Source organism: Streptomyces sp. NPDC051569, assembly GCF_044454085.1.
Lineage (GTDB): Bacteria > Actinomycetota > Actinomycetes > Streptomycetales > Streptomycetaceae > Streptomyces.
Map to the genome: position 1 here is coordinate 403,186 of NZ_JBITDJ010000004.1, position 22,216 is coordinate 425,401.

Annotated in this window: 21 protein-coding genes, 1 other RNA gene and 1 pseudogene; 13 read left to right on the plus strand and 10 right to left on the minus strand. The window is 72.0% G+C overall.

Annotated elements, in window-relative coordinates; translation table 11 throughout:
- The first annotated feature begins 27 nt into the window (after positions 1-27).
- From ACIBAE_RS09995 to hemC, 3 genes are read left to right on the plus strand one after another with little or no spacing between them, the layout of a single operon-like run.
- Positions 28-186, plus strand: coding sequence for a hypothetical protein (locus tag ACIBAE_RS09995; RefSeq protein WP_399283603.1), 159 nt, complete (start codon positions 28-30; stop codon positions 184-186).
- Positions 187-233: 47 nt separating this feature from the next.
- Positions 234-704, plus strand: coding sequence for an NUDIX domain-containing protein (locus ACIBAE_RS10000; protein WP_399283604.1), 471 nt, complete (start codon positions 234-236; stop codon positions 702-704).
- Positions 701-1,675: a hydroxymethylbilane synthase gene (gene hemC, locus ACIBAE_RS10005; protein ID WP_399283605.1), complete on the plus strand. Its 975-nt coding sequence runs from the start codon at positions 701-703 to the stop codon at positions 1,673-1,675. The genes ACIBAE_RS10000 and hemC overlap by 4 nt, the downstream gene beginning before the upstream one ends.
- A gap of 376 nt (positions 1,676-2,051) precedes the next feature.
- Here the strand turns inward: hemC and rnpB are convergent.
- An RNA gene (gene rnpB, locus ACIBAE_RS10010) (RNase P RNA component class A) lies at positions 2,052-2,452 on the minus strand.
- Between the two features lie 139 nt (positions 2,453-2,591).
- On the opposite strand from rnpB, the gene yaaA reads away from it, so the two are divergent.
- Together yaaA and eda are read left to right on the plus strand one after the other, a co-directional pair.
- A complete protein-coding gene (gene yaaA, locus ACIBAE_RS10015; RefSeq protein ID WP_399283807.1) occupies positions 2,592-3,398 on the plus strand; it encodes a peroxide stress protein YaaA in 807 nt (268 codons plus the stop codon).
- 86 nt (positions 3,399-3,484) lie between these two features.
- Positions 3,485-4,114, plus strand: coding sequence for a bifunctional 4-hydroxy-2-oxoglutarate aldolase/2-dehydro-3-deoxy-phosphogluconate aldolase (gene eda, locus ACIBAE_RS10020; RefSeq protein ID WP_399283607.1), 630 nt, complete (start codon positions 3,485-3,487; stop codon positions 4,112-4,114).
- 84 nt (positions 4,115-4,198) lie between these two features.
- Here the strand turns inward: eda and ACIBAE_RS10025 are convergent.
- The 5 genes and pseudogenes from ACIBAE_RS10025 to ACIBAE_RS10045 all read right to left on the minus strand — a co-directional run.
- A pseudogene (locus tag ACIBAE_RS10025) lies at positions 4,199-4,528 on the minus strand (GNAT family N-acetyltransferase); the annotation flags it as partial.
- 63 nt (positions 4,529-4,591) lie between these two features.
- The gene (locus ACIBAE_RS10030) at positions 4,592-5,899 is read right to left on the minus strand and encodes a bifunctional RNase H/acid phosphatase (RefSeq protein ID WP_399283609.1); all 1,308 of its coding nucleotides are present in this window, start codon (positions 5,897-5,899) and stop codon (positions 4,592-4,594) included.
- 4 nt (positions 5,900-5,903) lie between these two features.
- Entirely contained in the window at positions 5,904-6,647 is a 744-nt protein-coding gene (locus tag ACIBAE_RS10035; RefSeq protein WP_399283808.1) for a zinc ribbon domain-containing protein, read from the minus strand.
- Positions 6,644-7,492 (minus strand): Nif3-like dinuclear metal center hexameric protein, encoded by an 849-nt coding sequence (locus tag ACIBAE_RS10040; protein WP_399283611.1) that lies wholly within the window; start codon positions 7,490-7,492, stop codon positions 6,644-6,646. The genes ACIBAE_RS10035 and ACIBAE_RS10040 overlap by 4 nt, the downstream gene beginning before the upstream one ends.
- 159 nt (positions 7,493-7,651) lie before the next feature.
- A complete protein-coding gene (locus ACIBAE_RS10045) occupies positions 7,652-8,719 on the minus strand; it encodes an ABC transporter substrate-binding protein (RefSeq protein WP_399283810.1) in 1,068 nt (355 codons plus the stop codon).
- Positions 8,720-8,963: 244 nt separating this feature from the next.
- On the opposite strand from ACIBAE_RS10045, the gene ACIBAE_RS10050 reads away from it, so the two are divergent.
- The 7 genes from ACIBAE_RS10050 (at position 8,964) to ACIBAE_RS10080 (ending at position 17,576) form a co-directional block, all read left to right on the plus strand.
- Positions 8,964-10,289: a hypothetical protein gene (locus tag ACIBAE_RS10050; protein ID WP_399283613.1), complete on the plus strand. Its 1,326-nt coding sequence runs from the start codon at positions 8,964-8,966 to the stop codon at positions 10,287-10,289.
- Positions 10,290-10,516: 227 nt separating this feature from the next.
- Entirely contained in the window at positions 10,517-11,779 is a 1,263-nt protein-coding gene (locus ACIBAE_RS10055) for a sensor histidine kinase (RefSeq protein WP_399283615.1), read from the plus strand.
- 73 nt (positions 11,780-11,852) lie between these two features.
- Entirely contained in the window at positions 11,853-12,485 is a 633-nt protein-coding gene (locus ACIBAE_RS10060; protein ID WP_399283811.1) for a response regulator, read from the plus strand.
- Positions 12,486-12,965: 480 nt separating this feature from the next.
- Entirely contained in the window at positions 12,966-14,759 is a 1,794-nt protein-coding gene (locus ACIBAE_RS10065; protein WP_399283617.1) for an MFS transporter, read from the plus strand.
- A 155-nt stretch (positions 14,760-14,914) separates the two neighbouring features.
- Positions 14,915-15,577: a class I SAM-dependent methyltransferase gene (locus tag ACIBAE_RS10070; RefSeq protein ID WP_399283618.1), complete on the plus strand. Its 663-nt coding sequence runs from the start codon at positions 14,915-14,917 to the stop codon at positions 15,575-15,577.
- A gap of 9 nt (positions 15,578-15,586) precedes the next feature.
- Positions 15,587-16,534: an N-acetylmuramoyl-L-alanine amidase gene (locus ACIBAE_RS10075; protein ID WP_399283619.1), complete on the plus strand. Its 948-nt coding sequence runs from the start codon at positions 15,587-15,589 to the stop codon at positions 16,532-16,534.
- 196 nt (positions 16,535-16,730) lie between these two features.
- Positions 16,731-17,576 (plus strand): hypothetical protein, encoded by an 846-nt coding sequence (locus ACIBAE_RS10080; protein WP_399283622.1) that lies wholly within the window; start codon positions 16,731-16,733, stop codon positions 17,574-17,576.
- A 130-nt stretch (positions 17,577-17,706) separates the two neighbouring features.
- Here ACIBAE_RS10080 and ACIBAE_RS10085 read toward each other — a convergent pair whose 3' ends face one another.
- Entirely contained in the window at positions 17,707-18,267 is a 561-nt protein-coding gene (locus tag ACIBAE_RS10085) for a hypothetical protein (protein ID WP_399283623.1), read from the minus strand.
- A gap of 111 nt (positions 18,268-18,378) precedes the next feature.
- On the opposite strand from ACIBAE_RS10085, the gene ACIBAE_RS10090 reads away from it, so the two are divergent.
- A complete protein-coding gene (locus tag ACIBAE_RS10090) occupies positions 18,379-18,672 on the plus strand; it encodes a hypothetical protein (RefSeq protein ID WP_399283624.1) in 294 nt (97 codons plus the stop codon).
- A 30-nt stretch (positions 18,673-18,702) separates the two neighbouring features.
- Here the strand turns inward: ACIBAE_RS10090 and ACIBAE_RS10095 are convergent, their stop codons facing one another.
- The 3 genes from ACIBAE_RS10095 to ACIBAE_RS10105 all read right to left on the minus strand — a co-directional run bounded on the left by ACIBAE_RS10095 (position 18,703) and on the right by ACIBAE_RS10105 (position 21,981).
- Entirely contained in the window at positions 18,703-19,794 is a 1,092-nt protein-coding gene (locus tag ACIBAE_RS10095; RefSeq protein WP_399283626.1) for a prenyltransferase, read from the minus strand.
- Entirely contained in the window at positions 19,791-20,525 is a 735-nt protein-coding gene (locus tag ACIBAE_RS10100) for a methyltransferase domain-containing protein (protein WP_399283627.1), read from the minus strand. The genes ACIBAE_RS10095 and ACIBAE_RS10100 overlap by 4 nt, the downstream gene beginning before the upstream one ends.
- 112 nt (positions 20,526-20,637) lie before the next feature.
- Positions 20,638-21,981, minus strand: a complete 1,344-nt coding sequence (locus ACIBAE_RS10105; RefSeq protein WP_399283629.1) for a glycosyltransferase family 4 protein — start codon at positions 21,979-21,981, stop codon at positions 20,638-20,640.
- Between the last annotated feature and the right edge of the window lie 235 nt (positions 21,982-22,216).

A 22,216-nucleotide genomic window follows, 5' to 3' on the forward strand; every position in this document is an offset into this window, starting at 1 on the left:
CCGGTAAGCACCTGAGAGAGGAAACGAATGACCACGAACGACGACGACGATGCGCTGTTCGCCTCGATCAACACAATGGCGTCGGCCAGCCGCGCCGCACGGAGCGAGGACCTGACTCAGGACGAGCGGGCCCTTGCCGCAGAGTTGGGCAACGCGGCAGCGGACCGCGCGAAGAAGAACCGTTAGTCGCCGTTGAGGAAAGACCGCCCTAGTTACGTCCTCCGGGAGTACCCATGGCCAATCAGGCTGCCGGCCACCCCGTAACCGCCGCCGTCCTGCTCACCAATCCGAGTGACAACCTGCTCATCGTCCGCCCGGCCAAGGAGAACGCCCCGTGGCAGCTGCCCGGCGGCATCGTCGAAATGAATGAGTCCCCTTTCGACGCCGTCCGTCGAGAGGGACGGGAAGAACTCGGCCTCGACCTCGACGTACAGGAATACGACCTGTTCGCCGTCGAGTGGCTGCAAGCCACCCGGCCCGGCCGGCGCAACCGGCTCGCATTCATTTTTGCCGGCCCCGTGCTTTACCCCGCCGACACCGACCGCATCGTCTTGCAGCGCGACGAGCTCGACGCCTGGCGCTGGGCCACTCGTGCCGACGCGGAATCAATGCTTCATCCGGCGCTCGCGGCGCGAATAGTGGGCCCGCTCCAGACGCCCCAGCGCGCCCACTACCGTGAAACCAGATACGAAGGGACGTTATGACCACGACCGACTTCCCCGCCCGGAAACTGCGCATCGGCACTCGCAGCTCACCGCTGGCCCTCGCTCAGGTCGACCAGGTGTCGGCCCTGCTGCGCAAGATCGAGCAGGACCTCGACATCGAGGTCGTGCCGGTCACCACCGAGGCCGACAAGTGGCAGGGCGACCTCGCCCAGCTCGGCGGGAAGGGCCTGTTCGTCCGCGAGATCGATCAGATGTTGCAGCGCGGACAGGTCGACATGGCCGTCCACTGCATGAAGGACGTGCCGGGCGATGTCCCCATGCCGCGCGGCCTGATCTTCGCCGCCTACCTTCCGCGCGACGACGTACGCGACGTGCTGCTCGTCCCCGAGGGCTCCGAGGTACTGACGCTCGACGACCTGCCGCCCGGCGCTTCCGTCGCCACCTCGGCCGTGCGCCGTAAGGCTCAGATCAACCGCGTACGCCCCGACCTGAACGTCGTACGCATTCGCGGCCTGGTAGGCACCCGAATCGAGAAGATGGACGGACGCAAGCCCATCGACCACAAGCTCGACGCCATGGTGCTGGCAAAGGCCGGACTCGAACGCCTCGACATGATGCACCGGGCCCGGCAAGTGTTCGAAGTCGCCGACATGCTGCCGGCCGTCAGCGCGGGAGCCCTCGGCCTCGAATGCCGGAAGGACGACGACTCCGTCGCCTACCTCCTCCAGCAGCTCAACCACGAACGAACCATGACCGAGATCACCGCAGAGCGGGTCATGCTGCACGGCCTGCGAGGCCACTGCAACAGCCCCATCGCGGGGCACTGCGTCACGGAGCCCGACGGACAGCTCAGCCTCAGGGCGATGGTCTTCTCCCGCGACGGCTCCAAGTTCGTTCACTCCCACCTCTGGGGCGAGTCCTTGAACGACCCGGCCGTACTCGGCTCGCGCGTCTGCGCCGAGCTGCTACGGCAGGGAGCCCGCGACATCATCGAAGGCATTCCGCACTAGCGTCCCGCCCATCTGATCGGCGACCTCTCCAAGGTGATGAAAGGCCCCGTCCCTCTTGCCCCAGGCAGATGGGCGGGGCCTCTGCGTGGCCCTGGAGGTCGCGCCCTACACGGCCGGAGGCGTCTCGGGATCAGGCACGGGCTCGGCCGGGGGGAGCGGAATCGGCTGGGGTCCGGGACAGGAACCGGCTCAGGAAGCGCGCGACCCCCTGGGACGTCTTCACCGCCACACAATCGCCACAGGGCGGTCAGAAACAGGCAGAAGAAACAGGCAAGTAGGGCAAAAGCACTAGGGTCAGCCCGTGAAATGAGAACCCCCTCTGACCCACAAACATGCAAGTCAGAGGGGGTTTCGCCTCCTCCGAAGAGGGGGCGGCAGAACGAGCCAAGCTATACGCCGGGTTTTGTCGCCCGGTCGCCTCGCGGCGGCCGGGGAGACGGCCATCCATCTAGGACCGACGTTGCCGCCGGTCTCGTGCGGTCTACCCGCGGACTCGGGCGGGCAGCCCTCGATCGTCCGCGCAGGGCCATCAGCCGATGGCCCCTCTTGACCTTGCTCCGGGTGGGGTTTACCTAGCCGTCCGAGTCACCTCGGACGCTGGTGGTCTCTTACACCACCGTTTCACCCTTACCGGGGACCGAGGTCCCCGGCGGTCTGTTTTCTGTGGCACTGTCCCGCGGGTCACCCCGGGTGGGCGTTACCCACCACCCTGCCCTGTGGAGCCCGGACGTTCCTCGGCAAGATCAGGGATCTTGACGCGGCCGCCCGCCCGGCTCGTTCTGCCGTGTCGGCCATGCTACCCGGCGGTGGTGGGACGGTTCGCATCGAGACGGTGGGGAGAGAGCGGGTGCGCCGTGTCACCTACCCTGGCGCGGGGGCCGCGCCCCCGTCGCCGTACGTCCGTGAGGAGATCGCCGTGCTCGTCCTGTTGCCGCCCTCGGAGGGAAAGGCCGCCTCCGGGCGTGGCGCTCCGCTGAAGCCGGAGTCCCTGTCGCTGCCGGGTCTGGCCGAGGCGCGGGCCGCCGTACTGGACGAGCTGGTGGAGCTGTGCGCGGCCGACGAGGAGAAGGCCCGCACGGTGCTGGGCCTGAGCGAGGGACTGCGCGGGGAGATCGCCAAGAACACGGAGCTGCGCACGGCGGGCACCCGGCCCGCCGGGGAGATCTACACCGGCGTGCTGTACGACGCGCTGGACCTGGCCACGCTCGAACCCGCCGCGCGCCGGCTGGCCGGGAAGTCGCTGCTGGTCTTCTCCGGGCTGTGGGGCGCGGTCCGGGTGGGCGACCGTATCCCTTCGTACCGCTGCTCGATGGGGGTCAGACTGCCGGGGCTCGGCGCGCTGGGCGCGCACTGGCGCGCGCCCATGGAGTCGGTGATGCCGGAGGCGGCGGGCGACGGGCTCGTGCTGGATCTGCGCTCGGCGGCGTACGCGGCGGCGTGGAAGCCGAAGGGTGAAGTGGCGGGGCGTACGGCGACGGTACGGGTGCTGCACGCGCGGATCGACCCGGCGACCGGCGCCGAGAAGCGGTCGGTGGTCAGTCACTTCAACAAGGCGACGAAGGGCCGGCTGGTGCGGGATCTGCTGACGGCGGGAGTCCGGCCGGAGGACCCGGCCGGGCTGGTGGAGGCGCTGCGGGAGCTGGGGTACGTGGTGGAGGCGACGGCTCCGGAGAGGGCCGGGCGGGCATGGGCGCTGGACGTGGTGGTCACGGCCATTCACTAGGCCCTCGCCAGAACCTCGATCGGCGTCCGTTGCGCCCTGTGCAACGTTCATTGCGGGGGGCGCCACCCGCGCGGCAGGATGAGGCCATGATCTCCGTGCTCGACCTCGCCCCCGTCATCCCTGTCGTCGTCCTGAACGATGCCGCCGACGCCGTCCCCCTCGCCCGCGCCCTGGTCGCGGGCGGTCTGCCCGCCATCGAGATAACCCTGCGGACGCCGGCGGCACTGGACGCGATCCGCGCGATCGCGGCGGAGGTGCCGGACGCCGTGGTCGGCGCGGGCACGGTGATCACGGCCGCCGCCGTGGCCGACTCGGTGGCGGCGGGCGCGCGTTTCCTGGTCAGCCCGGGGTGGACGGACACCCTGCTCGACGCGATGCGTTCCTCCGGTGTGCCGTTCCTGCCCGGGGTGTCGACCACCTCGGAGGTCGTGGGGCTGCTGGAGCGCGGTGTCACGGAGATGAAGTTCTTCCCGGCGCAGGCGGCGGGCGGCACGGCCTACCTGTCGTCCCTGTCGGCCCCTCTCCCCCAGGCCCGTTTCTGCCCGACGGGCGGCATCACCCCGGAGTCGGCCCCGTCGTACCTCGCGCTGCCGAACGTGGGCTGTGTCGGCGGTACGTGGATGCTCCCGGCCGACGCGCTCGCGGCGAAGGACTGGGACCGCGTGGAGTCCCTCGCCCGCGAGGCATCGACACTCCGGCTCACGCGCCGCGCCTGAGCCCTCAGCTTCAGCCCTCAGCCCTCGGCCCGGGCCCGCCCGCCGCCCGAAGTCCAGAGAGACGTGCTCCGCCAGCGGGCGGTAGCCCAGCCGCCGGTAGAGGGCGTTGGACGTCGGGTTCGAGCGGTCCGTGAAGAGGACGATCTCGCGGGCCCCCGCCTGCCGCGCCGCCTGCGTGACGGCTGACGTCACCGCCGCCGCGTACCCGTGGCGGCGCAGCTCGGGTGGGGTGTAGACGGGGGCGACCCGGATCTCCGGCGGAACTCTTCGACGTCGTCGGTCAGTTGCCAGTTCATGCCCGATGTTCCTACGGTGCGGTCCCCCGGCGCACCCGCGTTTCCCGGTCGGCCGGTCGGCCGGGCGCCGGGCCCGGCCGCCTGCTGCCGGGCCCGGTGCCAGGCCGGGCCGCCGGATTCCCGGCCTGGGCGCATGATTCCGGGCCGCCCGACGGCTGGCCGGGCCGCCTGCCTCCGGCCGTCAGCGCAGGTGCGAGGTGTCGTTCAGGAGGCGGACCGAGGCGTTGCCGTCCGCGTAGTACGCCACCGCCGACAGCGAGGCCGCCGACAGCTCCATCCGGAACAGGGACTCGGGGGGCGCGCCCAGGGCCAGCCGGACCAGCGTCTTGACCGGTGTGACGTGCGTGACGAGGAGGACGGTCCGGCCCGCGTACCGCTCCAGCAGCCGGTCCCGGACATCCGCGACGCGGCGGCCGACCGTCGCGAAGCTCTCGCCGCCGCCGGTCGGGGCGGCGGCGGGCGAGGCGAGCCAGGCGTTCAGGTCGTCGGCGTACCGCTCCCGTACCTCCGCGAAGCTCAGCCCCTCCCAGGCGCCGAAGTCCGTCTCGCGCAAACCCTCCTCGACGCTGACGCCGAGGCCGAGCCGGGCGGCGACCGCTTCCGCCGTCTCACGGCAGCGCCTCAGCGGTGAGGACACGATCTCCTGGACGGTGCCGCGCGCGGCCAGCGACGCCGCGACGGCCTCGGCCTGGCGGCGGCCGACCGCCGACAGCTCCGGGTCGCTGCCGCCACTTCCCGAGAAGCGCTTCTCGGGAGTGAGGGCGGTCTCGCCGTGCCGCAACAGGACGAAGGTGGCGGGGGTGCCGAGATCGGCCGAGGCGCCCCAGCCCACGGAGGGGGTCGACGAGGCGGCTGACGGGGTGGCTGCGGGGGCCGTGCCCGCGCTCCCGGACGCCTGCGCCGCGCCGGCTCCCGCCAGCGCCGCCCGTGCCCGGGCCGCGCCCGCCGCCGCGTCACCGGGCGGACCGGAGGGCGGCGCGGCCACGGCCGTACGCGCGGCGGATCGCGCCGCCCCCGCGTCCAGCGCGGCCGTGGAGGCCGACGGCTCCCACTGCTTGCCCCTCTTGCCCGCGTCCATCGCCTCGTTGGCGAGCCGGTCCGCGTGCTTGTTCTTCTCGCGCGGGATCCACTCGTACGTGACCTGCGCGGCCGGGAGGATCCGCGCGGCCTCGGCGGCCAGCGGCTTCATGTCCGGGTGCTTGATCTTCCAGCGCCCCGACATCTGCTCGACGACGAGCTTGGAGTCCATCCGGACATGGATCTGGGCCGCCGGGTCCAGGGCCTTCGCGGCCTTGAGTCCGGCGATCAGGCCCTTGTACTCGGCGACGTTGTTGGTGGCGACCCCGATGTACTCGGCGGCCTCCGCCAGCGGCTCGCCGGTCAGCGGGTCGAGGACGACCGCGCCGTATCCGGCGGGCCCCGGGTTGCCCCGGGAGCCGCCGTCCGCCTCGACGAAGAACTTCGGCTTCCGTCCCGGTGTGGTGGGCATCGGCCTACAGACCCGAGTCGGCGGTACGGATCAGGATGCGGTGGCAGTTCTCGCAGCGCAGCACGGTGTCGGCCGACGCGGCCTTGACGTCGTTGACCTCGGTGATGTTGAGCTCCAGCCGGCAGCCCTCGCAGCGCCGCTGGTAGAGGCGGGCCGCGCCCACCCCGCCCTGCTGGACGCGCAGCTTCTCGTACAGCTTGAGCAGGTCGGCCGGGATGGACCCGGCGACGACCTCGCGCTCCTTGGTGACGGTCGCCGCCTCACCGTCGAACTCCTCGAAGGCGGCGTCCCGGCGCGCGGCCGCGTCGTTCGTCTTCGACTGGACGGAGGAGACACGTTCCGTCAGCTCGGCGACCCGCTCCTGGGCGGACTCGCGGCGCTCCATGACCTCCAGGACGACGTCCTCAAGGTCGCCCTGGCGCTTGGCGAGCGAGACGATCTCGCGCTGGAGGTTCTCCAGGTCCTTGGGCGAGCTGACCGAACCCGAGTCCAGCCGCTGCTGGTCGCGTACGGCCCGCTGGCGCACCTGGTCGACGTCCTGCTCCGCCTTGATCTGCTCGCGGGCGGTGTCGCTCTCCTCGGTCGTCGAGGCGACGAGCAGGTCGCGCAGCTGCGCGAGGTCCTTGGTGAGCGACTCGATCTCGGCGTGCTCGGGCAGCGACTTGCGCTTGTGGGCGAGCTGCGACAGTCGTACGTCCAGGGCCTGGACGTCGAGGAGTCGGATCTGGTCGGCGGGCGCGGCGTTCAGTTGGGGGCTCCTGAGGAGTGGTGGGAGGACCAGGGGTCGGTGACCGTCTTCGAGACGTGGACCCGCAGGTCCCAGCCGTGGCGGTCGGAAATCTCGTCGAGCTGGGCGGCGGCCTGCTCGCACCAGGGCCACTCGGTGGCCCAGTGCGCGGCGTCGACCAGCGCGAGCGCGGTGTGCCGGGCCGCCTCGGAGACGGCTTCGGAGGCGGGGTGGTGGCGCAGGTCGGCGGTGAGGAACGCGTCGACGCCCGCGGCTCTGACCGCGCCGAAAAGGCTGTCGCCGGAGCCGCCGCTGACCGCGACCGTACGGACGAGGGCGTCCGGGTCGCCGGCGGTGCGGATGCCCTGCGCGGTGGCCGGCAGCCGGTGGGCGACACGGGCGGCGAAGTCGCGGAGGGTGGCGGGCGGGTCCAGCTCGCAGACCCGGCCGAGGCCGCGGCGGCCCGCCGGGTCGGTGGGGTCGGGCACGAGGGGCCGTACGATCCGCAGGTCCAGCGCGCCCGCGAGGGCGTCGGAGACGCCGGGGTCGGCGGTGTCCGCGTTGGTGTGCGCGACGTGCAGCGCGATGTCGTGCTTGATGAGGGTGTGCACGACGCGGCCCTTGAAGGTGTCCGCCGCGACCGTCGTCGTACCACGCAGATAGAGCGGGTGGTGCGTGACGATCAGGTCGGCGCCGAGCCGTACGGCTTCGTCGGCGATGTCCTGGACGGGGTCGACGGCGAACAGGACGCGGGTCACCGTGGCGTCGGGGTCGCCGCAGACGGTGCCGACGGCATCCCACTGTTCGGCCCGCTCAGGGGGCCAGAGGGCGTCGAGCGCGGCGAGGACTTCGGACAGGCGGGGCACGGAGGAAAGGCTACCTGCCCTCCGTGCCCCGCCCACCATGACCGTGACCGGGCCGCCCGTCCCCGCCGGGGGGTCGGGGTCGGGGTCGGGGTCGGGGTCGGGGTCGGGGTCGGTCAAGTGCTCCGGCCGCTGGGTCCGGCCGCTCGGGCCGCGGACCCGCTACTTGACGAAGTAACCGCGCAGGTCGTCGAGGACCAGGTCGGCCGCCGTGACGCCCAGGCCCAGGTACCAGGTCTCGTCCGGGACGTCCTTGGCCTGACCGGCCTTGACCGCCTTCAGGTTCTTCCACAGCGGGTTGGAGCGCGCGGTGTCACGGTCGGTCTTCGCCGGGTCCCCGTACACACCGGTGAAGATCCAGTCGGCGTCCGCGTCGTCGATCTTCTCCGGGCTGATCTCCACGGCGAGGTCGTTGATCTGCTGGTTCGCGGGCCTGGGCAGGCCGGCGTCCTCAAGGATCGTGCCGATGAAGGACGCCTTCGCGTACAGCCGCAGCTTGCCCGGCATGTAGCGGACCATCGAGACGACCGGCTTGTCCGCGCCGATGTCGGTGCTGAGGCCGGCGACCTTCTTGTCGTACGCGGCGAGCTTCGCCTTCGCCTCGGCGGTGCGGTCCAGCGCCTGGGCGTTGAGGAGGTAGTTCTCCTTCCACGTGAAGCCCGGCCGGATCGAGAAGACCGTCGGAGCGATCTTCGACAGCTCCTTGTACTTGTCCGCCGCCCGCAGCTGGCTGCCGAGGATCAGGTCGGGCTTGAGGCCCGCGATCGTCTCCAGGTTGAGGCTGTTGATCGTGCCGACGTCCTTCGGGCTGCCCGCGTCCTTCTTCAGGTAGCTGGGGATGCCCACGGCGCCCTCGGTCGGCGCGTAGCCGATCGGCTTCAGACCGAGCGATACGACGTTGTCGAACTCGCCGACGTCGAGCACGACGACCCGGGCGGGGCGCGTCTTCAGCTCCGTCGTGCCCATGGCGTGCTTGATCGTGCGCGGGAACTGGCCCGGCTGGGCGTCGGTCCCGTACGTGGCCGTCTTCTCGGCCGCGCCGGCGAAGTCCTCGCCGCCCGTGGCGACGGCGGCCTTCTTGCCGCTGTCCGACCCCTTGGCGCCGGAGCCGCTGCCGGCGCTGTCGGCGCTGTCGGCGCTGTCGGAGGAAGCGCCGCTGCCGCAGGCCGCGAGGGTGAGCGCGGCGGCGAGAGTGACGGCGGCGGCTGCGCCACGGCGTCGTACGGACAACATCTACATGCTCCTGACGGGAGATCGAGCAAGGCGTGCAGAGCGGCGAAGAGCGTTGCAGGACGGTGCTCACAGCGGTTACTTAGGCGTGCCTTACCTTAGCCCGTCGCCCTCTCGCCCAGCACACCCACCCCGCCATTCCCGGCGAAACGCACCGTGTCCACCCTTATGTGTGAAGTGCGGGCTCTCGTATTGTTCGGCAGGAAGTGCGAAAACTACCTTCGTCGCCGGAGGTGACGAGCCGATGACGGTCGGTGCCATCGAGATGACGGCGGAGAGCGGAGCGGTAGCGGGTACGAGGTTCGCGATCACGGCGGACGGGATGTACGCGGCACGGCTGACGCTCCGCGCGCCCGAGAACGGCGGACCGGGAGCGGCCGGACCGGCGGGGGGCGGCCCGGCGGGGGGCGGCCCGGCGGGGGGCGGCCCGGCGGCCGGAGAGCCGGGGGCGGCAACGGCCGGCGCGGCGGAGCACGACGGCGCGTGGTTCCCGGAGCGGTGGACCCTCGGCGGCCCCGAGCCGTACGCCGTGTCCCTCCCCCTCGACCAGCCCGAAGAGCCCGGCAGCGAGGTACTGCCGCTGGCCGACGGACGGGTGCTCATCCGCCGCCGGGTGGCCGACCGGCACGACCTCTCGCTGCTCTATCCGATAGGGCCGGGGACGGGGCAGCTGCCGGTCGGCAGCATCGAGTGCGCGGAACTGACACTGCTGCCGCCACCGCCGGACGGCCGGTGCGCGTACGCCCTGTCGGCCAGCCCGCACTCCACGACGATCTGGCTGGTGGCGGGCGGCGCGTTCGGCCCCGAGCGGATCGCCGAGGTGCGGGGGCGCTGCTCGGGTGGCGCGTGGCTCGACCGTACGGGGCGGATGCTGGCCCTCGACCGGGAGACGGACGGCGTGGTCAAGGCCGTCGCGGTCGACCTGGAGCGGGGCGGGGAGACGACCCCGCTGCTGCAGATCACGGAGGACAGCAACGACCGGCTGCTGCTCGCGGACGCCGACAGCGGGCTGCTGCTGATCCGCTCGGACGCGGCCGGGCACGACCGGCTGGGCTGGGGCGTCCTGGGGAGCCTGCGGCCGGTGCGCTTCCCCGACTGCCTGAGGCCGGCGGACTACGCGGTGACGCCGATCGCCGTACAGCCCGGGCAGGTACTGATGCCGGAGAGCTGCGCGGTGGCGCTGCGGATCGACGGCGCGGCGGGCAGCTGGGTGGGGCTGTGGCGGCCGGCGGGCAAGCGGCTGCGGCACCTGCCCGCGCCCGACGGGTGGCTGGCGGGGGCCGGCCTGTGGAGCGCGGACGGCGTCCTGCGGCTGCCGTACGCGACGCGAGCGGTGCCCTGCGGGGTGGCGCGTCTCGCCGTCCCGGCGAACGCGCTCCTCGCCGGGACCGAGCCCGGAGCCGGTTCCGGAACCGGCTCCGGAACCGGCTCCGGCCCGGCACCGGCCACCCACCCGGCACACCCGGACTGGACCGGCGGGGAATCGCGGGCGGCTCCGGACACCCCCGCGATGTGGAGACCGGTGCCACTGCAGCAGGCACCCCTGACGGGCCGTGGGGCGCCTGGCTGAATGTCGCCGGGGACGGTCACGCCCCACCCGGCGTCCCCGCCCGGGCCGGGACGCCCGGGCGGGGACGCCGGGCCGGGATGCCCGGGCGGGGACGCCGGGCCGGGACATCGGGCCGGGACGTCGCGCGGGACACTCCGGCCGTGACGCTCGGGCCGTGACATTTGTACTCGGCGAGTCCGTACATGCGCATCTGCCGCGCAACGGCCGGGCTCCGTAGCGTCATTGGCATGACACGGACGCGAGCACCCGAAGAACGGACCACCCGGCGACACCTGTTCCGGCGCCACCGCCCCGGCGACAGGCCGGGACCTCCCAGCGCCTACGCCCTGCTGCCCTGGCTGCTGCTGGGCCTCGGCTCCTTCTCCAACATCGTCCAGGGCGAGACGCCGAATCCCTGGTTCGGCGGCATCGGCCTGCTGGTCTTCAACTCCCTCTACGTATCCGTCGTGTTCCGGTCCTTCCAGCCGGAGAAACGGCGGAGTCCGGCCACGTGGTGGCTGCTCAGCGGAATGGGCCTGATGACCTTCGGGCTCGCCGGCGTGTACGGCGGCAGCTGGCTGCTGTTCCTGCCGCTGTTCGGGCTCGCCTGCGGCAGCGTGCTGCGCGGCCGGGCCCTCCTGCTGGTGGCCATCCCGCTGAGCGCCGCGGCCGGCGTGGTCGCGGCGTACCACGACGGCTGGGGCGCGGTCCCGATCGCGTACGGCACCTTCATCTCGCTGATGGTGACCGCGGCGCTCCTCACCCTCGCCGAGACGGTGATGGAGCTACGGGAGACCCGGCAGGAGCTGGCGCGCTCGGCGGTGGAGCGGGAACGGCTGCGCTTCTCCCGCGATCTGCACGACCTGCTCGGGCACACCCTGTCCGTGATCGTGGTGAAGGCGGAGGCCGCGCGCAGGCTCGCCCCGCGCGATCCCGGTGCCTCCCTGGGCCAGATCGCGGACATCGAAGCCGTCGGCCGGCAGGCGCTGACCGAGATCCGGGAGGCTGTCACCGGCTACCGCGAGGGCAGCCTCTCCGCCGACCTGGACCGGGCGCGCTCGGCGCTCACCGCCGCCGGGATCGAACCGGTCGTACGGCAGTCAGGACCGCCGCTGGAGCCGGGGACCGAGGTGCTGTTCGGCTGGGTCGTGCGGGAGGCCGTGACCAATGCCGTACGGCACAGCTCCGCGGCTCACTGCGTGATCACGGTGGACGGCTCGGCCGAGCGGGTCCGGCTGACGGTGACGGACGACGGGGTCGGCGTGCGGTCCGGCCAGGACGCGGCGGCCACCGGCGGTACGGGGCTGAGGGGGCTCACCGAGCGCCTCGCGGCGGCGGGGGGCACCCTCGAAGCGGGCCCGGCGGACCCGGCGGCGGGCTCCCCGGGCCCGACCGGCCCGGCGGGACCGGCGGCCGGATTCCGCGTGACCGCCACCCTGCCGGCGGACACCACGACGGCAACGGCCCCCACCGGCACCGCGCCTGACGGCCCGGCGCGGGGAGCGTGCTGAAATCCCGGCTCCGCGCCGCGCCGCGCTCACCCCCCGGCGGGAGCCGCCGCCCTACCCTTTGCAGGTGACCGAGATGCCGCAGGACCACCGGCCGGCCAAGTGCGTACGCGTCCTTCTCGCCGAGGACCAAGGGATGATGCGCGGCGCGCTCGCGCTGCTGCTGGGCATGGAGCAGGACATCGAGGTGGTCTCCCAGGTGGCCACCGGTGACGCCATCGTGGACGCGGCGCTCGTCTCACGCCCCGATGTGGCACTGCTCGACATCGAACTCCCCGGCCTCAGCGGCCTCGACGCCGCCGCGCTGCTGCGGGAGGAGGTGCCCGACTGCCGGGTGCTGATCCTGACCACCTTCGGCCGTCCCGGTTATCTGCGCCGGGCCATGGAGGCGGGGGCGGCGGGTTTCCTGGTCAAGGACGGGCCGGTGGAGGAGCTCGCCGCCGCGATCCGCCGGGTGCTGACGGGCGAGACCGTGATCGATCCGGCGCTCGCCGCCGCCGCGCTGAGCGCGGGCCCGAGCCCGCTCACCGCGCGGGAACGTGACGCGCTGAACGCGTCCGTGGACGGCGCGACCGTCTCCGATATCGCGGCGAAACTGCATCTGTCCGAATCGACGGTACGGAATTACCTCTCCGCGGCCATCGGCAAGACCGGGACCCGCAACCGCATGGAGGCGGTACGGGCGGCCCGTCAGCAGGGCTGGCTCTGAGGCCGGTCGCAGGACTTTCCCGACGTCCTGATATCGAGGAGCGGCAGGCGTTCGGAACGGCGGGTGTTTCGGAACGGCGGGTGTTTCGGAACGGCGGGTGTTTCGGAACGGCGGGTATTCGGACGGCGGTCACGCGGAGTTCTTTCCCGGCAAGAGTCGCGATCCCGCCGAATGAATTCCGAAGGAATGACGAGGGCGTCCAGAATACATCCCCCATATATCTTCAATATCTCCGGAATGAGCAGGGAGACATTTCCCGAACGTCACACATTGTGATGCTTTGTCCCGTTATGACAAACGGGCCTCGGCCATCGAACGCGCTTTTCGTACCGCGACTGCCGGAATACGGCGCCGGGACGGAAGCGTTCATGGTGCATCCACTTGGCGGCCGTCCTCGGCCGCCGGGCGCCCGCACCCGCCTGTCCACGACGTTCAACCCTCTCCCTGTCCCTTTTTCTTCCCTGCCCGGAGGCCGCACGTATGCCGCAGACGACGACCGATCAGCCCGCCGGGGCTCTCCTCGAACCACAGGAGCGCAAAGCCGGCGGTATCGTCCCCGTCCTCGCGTTCGCGGGCATCACCGTCGCGGTGATGCAGACCCTGCTCGTCCCCGTCATCAAGGACCTGCCCACCCTCCTCCACACCGCGCCCGGCAACGCCACCTGGGTCATGACGGCGACCCTGCTCGCCGGCGCGATATCGACGCCGATCATGGGGCGCCTCGGCGACCTCTTCGGCAAGCGGCGGATGCTGCTCGCCAGTCTCGCCGTGATGGTGATCGGCTCCCTGATCTGCGGATTCACCAACGATCTCATCATCATGATCATCGGCAGGGCGCTCCAGGGCTTCGCCATGGGCGCGATTCCGCTCGGCATCGGCATCATGCGCGACGAGCTGCCGCGCGAGCGGCTCGGCTCGGCGATGGCGCTGATGAGCTCCTCCATCGGCGTGGGCGGTGGGCTCGCGCTGCCGGCCGCGGCCCTGGTCGCCCAGAACGCCGACTGGCACGCCCTCTTCTTCGCCTCCGCCGGGCTCGGCGTGCTGTCCATGGCGCTCACCGTCCGCTTCGTACCGGAGTCGTCGGTACGGGCCGAGGGCCGCTTCGACTGGCTCGGTGCGATCGGCCTGTCCGCCGGACTCGTCGCCCTGCTGCTGCCGATCACCAAGGGCAGCGACTGGGGCTGGGGCTCGGGCACCACACTGGGACTGCTGGCTCTCGCCGTGACCATCCTGCTGCTGTGGGGCGTCATGGAGCTGAGGAATCCCGCTCCGCTGGTCGACCTGCGCACCACCGCCCGCCGCGAGGTCCTGCTCACCAACCTCGCCTCGATCATGGTCGGTGTCGCCTTCTACGCGATCTCCCTGGTCCTGCCCCAGCTGCTGCAGCTGCCCACCTCCACCGGATACGGCCTGGGCCAGTCGATGCTGGTCGCGGGTCTGTGCGTGGCACCGCTCGGCCTGACGATGATGTTCACCGCCCCGCTCTACGCCCGGATCTCCGCCCGCCGGGGCCCGAAGGTCTCCCTGATCCTCGGCATGGTGATCATCGCGATCGGATACGGCGCGGGCATGGGCCTGATGAGCGCCGCCTGGCAGACCATCATCATCTCGGTGGTCGTGGGCGCGGGCATCGGCCTCGCGTACTCCTCACTTCCCGCTCTGATCATCGGTGCGGTCGATCCGTCGGAGACCGGCGCGGCCACGGGTCTGAACACGCTGATGCGCTCCATCGGTACGTCGGTGTCGAGCGCGGTCATCGGCATGGTGCTCGCACACACCTCGATGCGGTCGGGCGGGGTGGCGGTGCCCACCCTGCACGGCTTCCGCATCTCGTTCCTCATCGCCACCGCCGCGGTGGTCGGGGGCCTGGCGCTGGCGGCCTTCCTGCCGTCGCAGCGCAAGGCGGCACTTCCGCGGCAGCGCGTGGCGGACGTCCTCGCCGGCGAGGAGACGGACCGGCAGCCGACGCTCGTGGCCGGGTCCGGCGGATTCCGTGGGCGGGTCATGGACGCGGGCGGTACGCCGGTGGCGCGGGCGACCGTGACGCTCATCGACCGCGGGGGCCGGCAGGCGGGCCGTACCGTCGCCGACGAGGACGGCCACTACGCGCTGCTCCCGCCGGGCGCCGGGCACTTCGTGCTGGCCGGGACGGCCACGGGGTACGCGCCGCACGCCTGCCCGGCCGTGTACGCCGGCGACGGCCTGCCGGTGGACGTCGATCTGGTCCTGGCGGAGAGCGCCCCGGAGCGGCAGACCGCCGTCCCGTCGCCCTGACCTGGCGTCGCTCCCCCACCCCCGTACACCCCCCGGCGCCGCGACACCGGGGGGTGTACGGCAGCATGGGCGCCCGCCCAGCCGTACAGCCGCAGCCGTACAGCCGCAGCCGTACAGCAGGATCAGCACGAGCACGATCAGCAGGAGGAGAGTCCATGCCCGCCGGGACGGAGCCGACGCCGGAGGTCCTCGCCGCCTTCGAGGCCGCCAAGGGGTTCATGCCCCTCCACGAAGGGCTCGCCCTGTACGCGGCCGCCGCCGACGCGGGCACACTCGGCCTGCCCCTCCTGGAGGTCGGCACCTACTGCGGCCGCTCCACCCTGCTTCTCGCCGACGCCGCCCGCGCGGCCGGGACGGTCGCCGTCACCGTCGACCACCACCGTGGCAGCGAGGAGCAGCAGCCCGGCTGGGAGTACCACGATCCGAGCGTGGTCGACCCCGAGGTCGGCCGGATGGACACGCTCCCCACCTTCCGCCGCACCCTGCACCGGGCCGGTCTTGAGGACCACGTGATCGCGGTCGTCGGCCGTTCGCCGCAGGTCGCCCGGGTCTGGGGCGGGCGGCTCGGGCTGGTCTTCATCGACGGGGGCCACACCGACGAACACGCGCGCGGTGACTACGAGGGGTGGGTCCCGCATCTCGCCGAGGGCGGCCTGCTCGTCATCCACGACGTCTTCCCCGATCCGGCGGACGGCGGCCGGGCGCCCTACCGCGTCTACCTGCGGGCTCTCGCGTCGGGCGCCTTCACTGAGCTGTCCGTGACCGACTCGCTGCGTGTCCTGCGCCGCACGGCACCCGCGATCCGACCCGAGTCCTAACATCGCTGCGTGTCGTACGACGAGAGCCCTCCCCCTGCCCAGCCCGCTGCCCAGCCCCCTGCCCAGCCCGCCGACCGGCCTCCCGCGCGCCGCCGCTTCGGCCGGACCGGTCTCACCCTCACGATCGCCCTCCTGGTCCCGGCCGCGCTGGCCGGCCGGCTCGTCTGGCAGGGGATGAGCGGGCCGGAAGGTGGCGGTGGGGCCGGTGCGGCGGTGGCCGGTTCCACGGCGTCGCCCTCCCCGGGCAGCGGCGATGACGCCAACGGAGACGCCGCCCCGGGCGGGACCCTCGCCGGCAAGGTCGTCGTCATCGACCCCGGCCACAATCCGCGTAATTTCCAGCACACCGCCGAGATCAACAAAACGGTTCACATCGGCGACAGCAGCAAGGAATGCGACACCACCGGCACCGAGACCAACGCCGGTTACGCCGAAGCCGTGTTCACCCTCGACGTCTCACGCCGGCTGGCCACTCTGCTGGAGGAGCGGGGCGCCACGGTCAGGTTCACCCAGGACGACGACCGCCCGTACGGCCCGTGCGTGGACGAGCGCGCCCGTATCGGCAACAAGGCCGGGGCCGACGCCGTCGTCTCCGTCCACGCGGACGGCTCGGCGGCGGGCAACCGCGGCTTCCATGTGATCCTCCCGGCTCCGGTCACGGGCGGCGGCGCCGACACCCGGCCGATCGTCGGTCCCTCGCGCGCACTCGGCGAGCGCATCGTCGGCTCTTTCGCCCGGGAAACCGGAAGCGCTCCCTCCAACTACATCGGCGGTGGCACGGGCCTCGACGTGCGCAAGGATCTCGGCGGCCTCAATCTGTCCACCGTGCCCAAGGTTTTCATCGAATGCGGCAATATGCGCGACGCGCAGGACGCGGCCCTGCTGACCAGCGCGAAATGGCGGCAGAAAGCGGCACGGGGACTGGCCGAGGGCATCAGCGGATTTCTGGCGCATTGAGTGGCGGGAGTGAGAGCGGGCGGCGGATTTCCGCCGCTATGACGCTTTCATGCCGCTTCCCTGCGGTTCACATGCCGTTTTCATGCCCTTTTCCGCTGCCGGGCAGACGCCCCGATCGGTCAGGCGATACATTCATCCGTACGATAGGGAGCCGCCCCGAGCTTCGCAACGAGACGACTGACGAAGGACTTTTCACGTGAACATCCGCTCCCTCACTCGAGGTGACGGCGTGGTGATCGGAGCAGCGGTGTTGCTGTTCATCGCCTCGTTCCTCCACCTCTACGAGTCCCCCGTCTTCGGGTCCGGCGGCGCCCCGACCGCCTGGGACTCGCTGGGCACCGTGATGAGCCTCCACCTGGCCGGGGTCATCGCCGCGGCACTGATCGTCGTCTCGCGCACCCTGCCGGCGCCACGGAAGATCGCCGGACTCGACCTCGGGCAGTTCGGCATCGCCCTGGCGGTCTTCGCGGCCTGGACGGCGCTCTGGCTGCTCGTCGGCCTGAACGGTGTCGACGCGGGCGGCGGCCTGATCATCGGTTTCATCGGCGCCCTGATCCTCGCGGCGGCCGCCGTCGCGACCCCTCTTCTGCCGCAGCTGAAGACCGCGCTCATCGGCGCCCCGAGGCCGCAGGCCCCGCAGCCGTACGGCGGCCACCCGGCCGGTCCCACCCCGGGTTACGGCTACCCCGGCGGCCCGGGGGCGTACGGCGCGCAGGCGGGCCAGCACGGTCAGCCCCAGCCGTACGGCACGCAGGACTCCCAGCCGGGACAGCCCCAGCCGTACGGTGGCCCGCAGCACAGCCAGCAGGCTCAGCCGCAGCACGGCGGCGGCGCGCCGGCGGCCGACTTCGCGGCGTTCTGGTTCGCGGTGCCGGTGGCCCGCCCGCTCTTCGGTGAGGACGGCTCGCCCTCCCCGATCGCCGAACTGGCCCCCGGGACCTGGTATCTCGCCGTCGAGCAGCGCGGCCCCGGCCTGGTGGCCCAGACGCAGGACGGCCGGCGCGGCATCCTCCAGGACACCAGCGGCATACAGCGCGGCTGATCTGACAGCTGACGCCACGACAGCACGGCCCCCGCCCCTCCGGGCGGGGGCCGTCGCCGTACGCGGGCGGTCCGTACGGTCAGCCGAAGGACGCCTGCGAACGGGATGCGGCGAGCGCCGGGTGGGCGGCTCAGCCCTTCAGGTCCGACAGCGACGGCACCTTGTCCTTCACCTCGGCGCCCGCGCTCTTCCCCGCGTCCTTGACGTCGGTGATGACCTTTTCCACGCTGTTGACATCGCCCTTGCCGACATCGCCGTCGCGCAGTTTCGAGGCGAGGCCCTTGAGGGACGCGATCCCGGCCGTCAGCGGAGCCACCGCCTTGGACAGCAGCGGGTCACCCTTGGCGTTGTGGGCCGCCGCCTTGAGCCGGTTGTAGGCGAAGGCGCCCGCGAGGCCCGCCTTGATGAGGGCGAGCGTCCGGCCGTGCGCGCCCTTCTTGAACTTACCGGCGCGGAACGGCTTGATGATCCACTGGTACGTCGCCCCGGCCGCGAGACCCGCGTTGGTGACGAAGCGGGTCTTCGCGAACTTCTGCGCCTGGGCGGAACTCGTCGGGGTCGCCTTCGCCGCCGACACGTCCGCCACGGACTTCGCCTTGTCGCCGCCGCCGCACGCGGAGGTGGACACGAGGAGCGCGCAGGACAACAGCAGTGCCACGACGGCGCGGCGTAGCGGATTTCTGGCGTGCACAGCGGACCTCCCTGGACGGACCATGTCCGCAGCGTCACCCGCCGTCCGTACCCGCGCCACCCTGGCGGTCCGTTCGGGTTTCACCCGCTCACAATCGGCAATCCGTTCGACATGTCCTCACGTCATCGCAGTGGAAGCGGCTCCGCGGCGACGATCATCATCGTCATCGCGGACATCATGGCCTTCATCCTGGGCCTCTGGATCCTGATGTACCTGCTGGACGCCAACCGAGCCAACGAACTGGTGAACTTCATCCAGGACGCGGCCCGCTGGCTCGCCGGCTGGTCCTACGACCTGTTCACCTTCGACCAGGCATGGGCCCGCGTCGTCTGCGGCTACGGTCTCGCCGCGGTCGTCTACCTGGCCATCGGCCACGGGCTGGCCAACCGCCTGCGCCGCGTCTGACGATCACCACGGCCCGCGCGGCAGGCGGACTCAGCCGCAGCAGTCGGGCTCCAGCCCGCGCGGCAGACGTTCGCCGCTGAACACGGCGGTGGTCGCCTCGTCCCCCCCGAGGGCGGCCACCGCCAGCAGCAGCGACCCCGCCGTCCAGGTGGTGAGCTCCTCCGGCCAGACGGCGCGGTCGCCCTCGAAGACGTACCCCGTCCAGTACATCCCGCCCTCGGCGCGCAGGTGCTGGATGGACTGGAGGATCTCCAGCGCCCGGTCCGACTCCCCCATCACCCAGAGCGTCAGGGCGAGTTCACAGCTCTCACCGCCCGTCACCCAGGGATTCGGCAGGATGCAGCGCACCCCGAGGCCGGGGACGACGAAGCCGTCCCAGCCCTCCTCGATCCGCTCCTTGGCCTGCGCTCCGGTGACGGCCCCGCCGAGCACGGGGTAGTACCAGTCCATCGAGTAGCGGCTCTTGTCGAGGAACCGTTCGGGGTGGCTGCGGATCGCGTGGGCGAGCGCCCCGGCCGCCAGCTCCCAGTCGGGCTGCGGCTCCTCGCGCTCCTCGGCGATCGCGAGCGCGCAGCGCAGCGCCTGGTGTATGGAGGAAGAGCCGGTCAGCAGCGCGTCGTTGACGGCCGTGCCGTCCGCCTCGCGCTTCCAGCCGATCTGCCCGCCGGGCTGCTGCAGCTCCAGCACGAATTCGACGGCCGCGTGGACGACCGGCCACATCACGTCGAGGAAGCCGTCGTCGCCGGTGGCCAGGTAGTGGTGCCAGATGCCGACGGCCACGTACGCGCAGAAGTTGCTCTCGCGCCCCCGGTCACCGGGGAGCGCCCCGTCCTCGTCGGTGTCGGCGTAGGCCGCGTACCAGGAGCCGTCCTCGTTCTGGTGCCGGGCCAGCCACGCGTACGCCCGCGCCGCCGCCTCGTGCTCGCCCGAGGCGTCCAGCGCCATGGCGGCCTCGACGTGGTCCCAGGGATCGAGGTGGTGTCCGCGGAACCACGGGATGGCCCCGTCGGGACGCTGGACGGCGAGCAGGCCGGCGACGGTCTCGACGGCCTGCTCGGCGGTGAGGACGCCGGGCAGCACGAGATGCTCGGTGGCGTCGGGGCCGGGGCTGGGGAGGGTCACTTGGCGGCCACCGCCGGCAGGTGCGGCTTGGTCGCGTACGCCACGAAGCTCTTGCCGACGACGGGATTCAGCAGCTGCTCGGTGATCCGGGTGGCCCGGGGCTTCTTCATGATGTCCCAGACCAGCAGCTTGTGGTAGGCGCGGACGGGCAGCGCCTTGTCGTTGTCCACGCCGAAGGCGCACTTCAGCCACCAGTACGGGGCGTGCAGGGCGTGCGCGTGGTGGGTGCCGTACGGCTTGAGTCCCGCCTCGCGCATCCTGCCCAGCAGTTCATCGGCCTTGTAGATGCGGATGTGGCCGCCCTCGACCTCGTGGTACGCGTCGGAGAGCGCCCAGCACACCTTCTCGGGGCCGTATCTCGGCACGGTGACGGCGATCCGGCCGCCGGGCCTCAGGACGCGGACCATCTCCGCGAGCACACCCTTGTCGTCCGGGATGTGCTCCATGACCTCGGAGATGATCACGACGTCGAAGGACGCGTCGGGGAACGGCAGATGCAGCGCGTCGCCCTCCATGGCGGTGGCGGTGGCGCCCCGCGGGGCCTCCCCGGCCTCCTTCATCGCGGCGAACCACTTGGCCACCTCGCGGATCTCCCCGCCGTCGCGGTCGAGGGCCACGACCTGAGCGCCGCGCCGGTAGCACTCGAAGGCGTGGCGGCCCGCGCCGCACCCCAGGTCGAGCACGCGGTCGCCCGCGGCGAGCGGGAAGCGGGTGAAGTCCACGGTCAGCACAGGGTCCTGCTTTCGCGGTCGGGGAGACGGTAGGTCGCACGGGAGGACGCGTACGGGGCCGGGGCCGGGCGGCGGTGCGGGTGCGCGCGGCGGTGCGGGTGCGGGCGTGGCATCAGCTGGGGCCGCCACGGGCCGTGAAGGCCGGGCTCCCCCGGTCCCGTGCCGGGCGCGCGGCGATCGCCGCGCGGTACAGCTCGGCGGTGCCCTGCGCGGCCTTGGCCCAGGTGAAGCGGGACAGCACCCGCGCGCGTCCCGCCGTGCCCAGCCGGGCCCGCAGTTCCGGGTCGCCGGCCAGCCAGCCGAGGGCGGCGGCCAGCGCGCCCGCGTCGCCGGGCGGCACCGCGAGACAGCTCACCCCGTCGGCGCCCGCCACCTCGGGGATCGCACCGCCGGTGGTCGCGACGAGCGGGGTGCCGGTGGCCATCGCCTCGGCGGCGGGCAGCGAGAAGCCCTCGTACAGGGACGGCACACAGGCGATCTGCGCGCTCCGGATGAGATCGACGAGCTCGGCGTCGGAGATGCCCTTGACGAACTCGACGGCGTCCTCCAGGCCGAACCGCTCGATGGCCTGGGCGACGGGCCCCTCCTCGGCCCGCCGGCCGACGACGACGAGATGCGCGTCGGGGTGCTCCGTACGGAGCTTGGCGAGCGCCTCGATCAGGAAGACGAGGCCCTTGAGGGGGACGTCCGCGCTGGAGGTCGTGACGATCCGTCCGGCTATCTCGGGCACGGCGGGATCGGGCGAGAACAGCTCGGTGTCGGCGCCGATGTGTACGACGTCGATACGGCCGGCCGGCACCCCGAGATGGTCGGTGATCTCCTGCTTGGAGGAGCCGGAGACGGTGAGCACGGACGGCAGCCGGCGCGCGACGCGCCCCTGCATCCGGGTGAACCCGTACCAGCGGCGCACCGAGGCGCGTCTGCGCCGGCTCCCGGCGGCGGCCAGATCCAGCCGCCGGTCCACGGTGATGGGGTGGTGGATGGTGGTGACGAGCGGCGCGCCCAGCTCGCCGAGGAGCCCGTATCCGAGCGTCTGGTTGTCGTGGATGACGTCGAACTCTCCCGCGCGGGCGGCCAGATGGCGCCGGGCGCGGAGGGAGAAGGTCAGCGGCTCGGGAAAGCCGCCGGTCCACATGGTGGCGACCTCCAGGGCGTCGATCCAGTCGCGGAACTCGTCACGCTTCGGCGTACGGAACGGGTCGGGCTGCCGGTAGAGATCGAGGCTGGCCAGCTCGGTGAGCGGAACGCCCTCGTCGAGGACGGGGTAGGGCTGGGCGCCGATCACCTCGACGGTGTGTCCGAGACGGGCGAGTTCGCGGGACAGATGCCGGACGTAGACGCCCTGCCCGCCGCAGAACGGGTTGCCCTTGTAGCTGAGAAGCGCGATCCGCAACGGCCGCCCGTCCGCACCCGGGGCCCCCGCTCCGGTGTCCGCCGCCATGGCCTCAGCGGTCACTCTCGGCCCCCTTCTCCACTCACGTCTCCACTCACGCTCTTGCCGACGGCGGAGGTAACTCACGGACGTGTTTTCTCCGTCTTTCCCGCGTCAATCTAGAACAAGTCACAGACTTGATCGTCAGCAGGTTTCGAATCTACCGGCAGGTAGCGCCGCTGTACCGGCCGGACCGGGTGATTCCCGCCACGGCGGGCGCGCTCCGCGTACCGCCCGGCGCCCAACTCGGCCGCGGCGG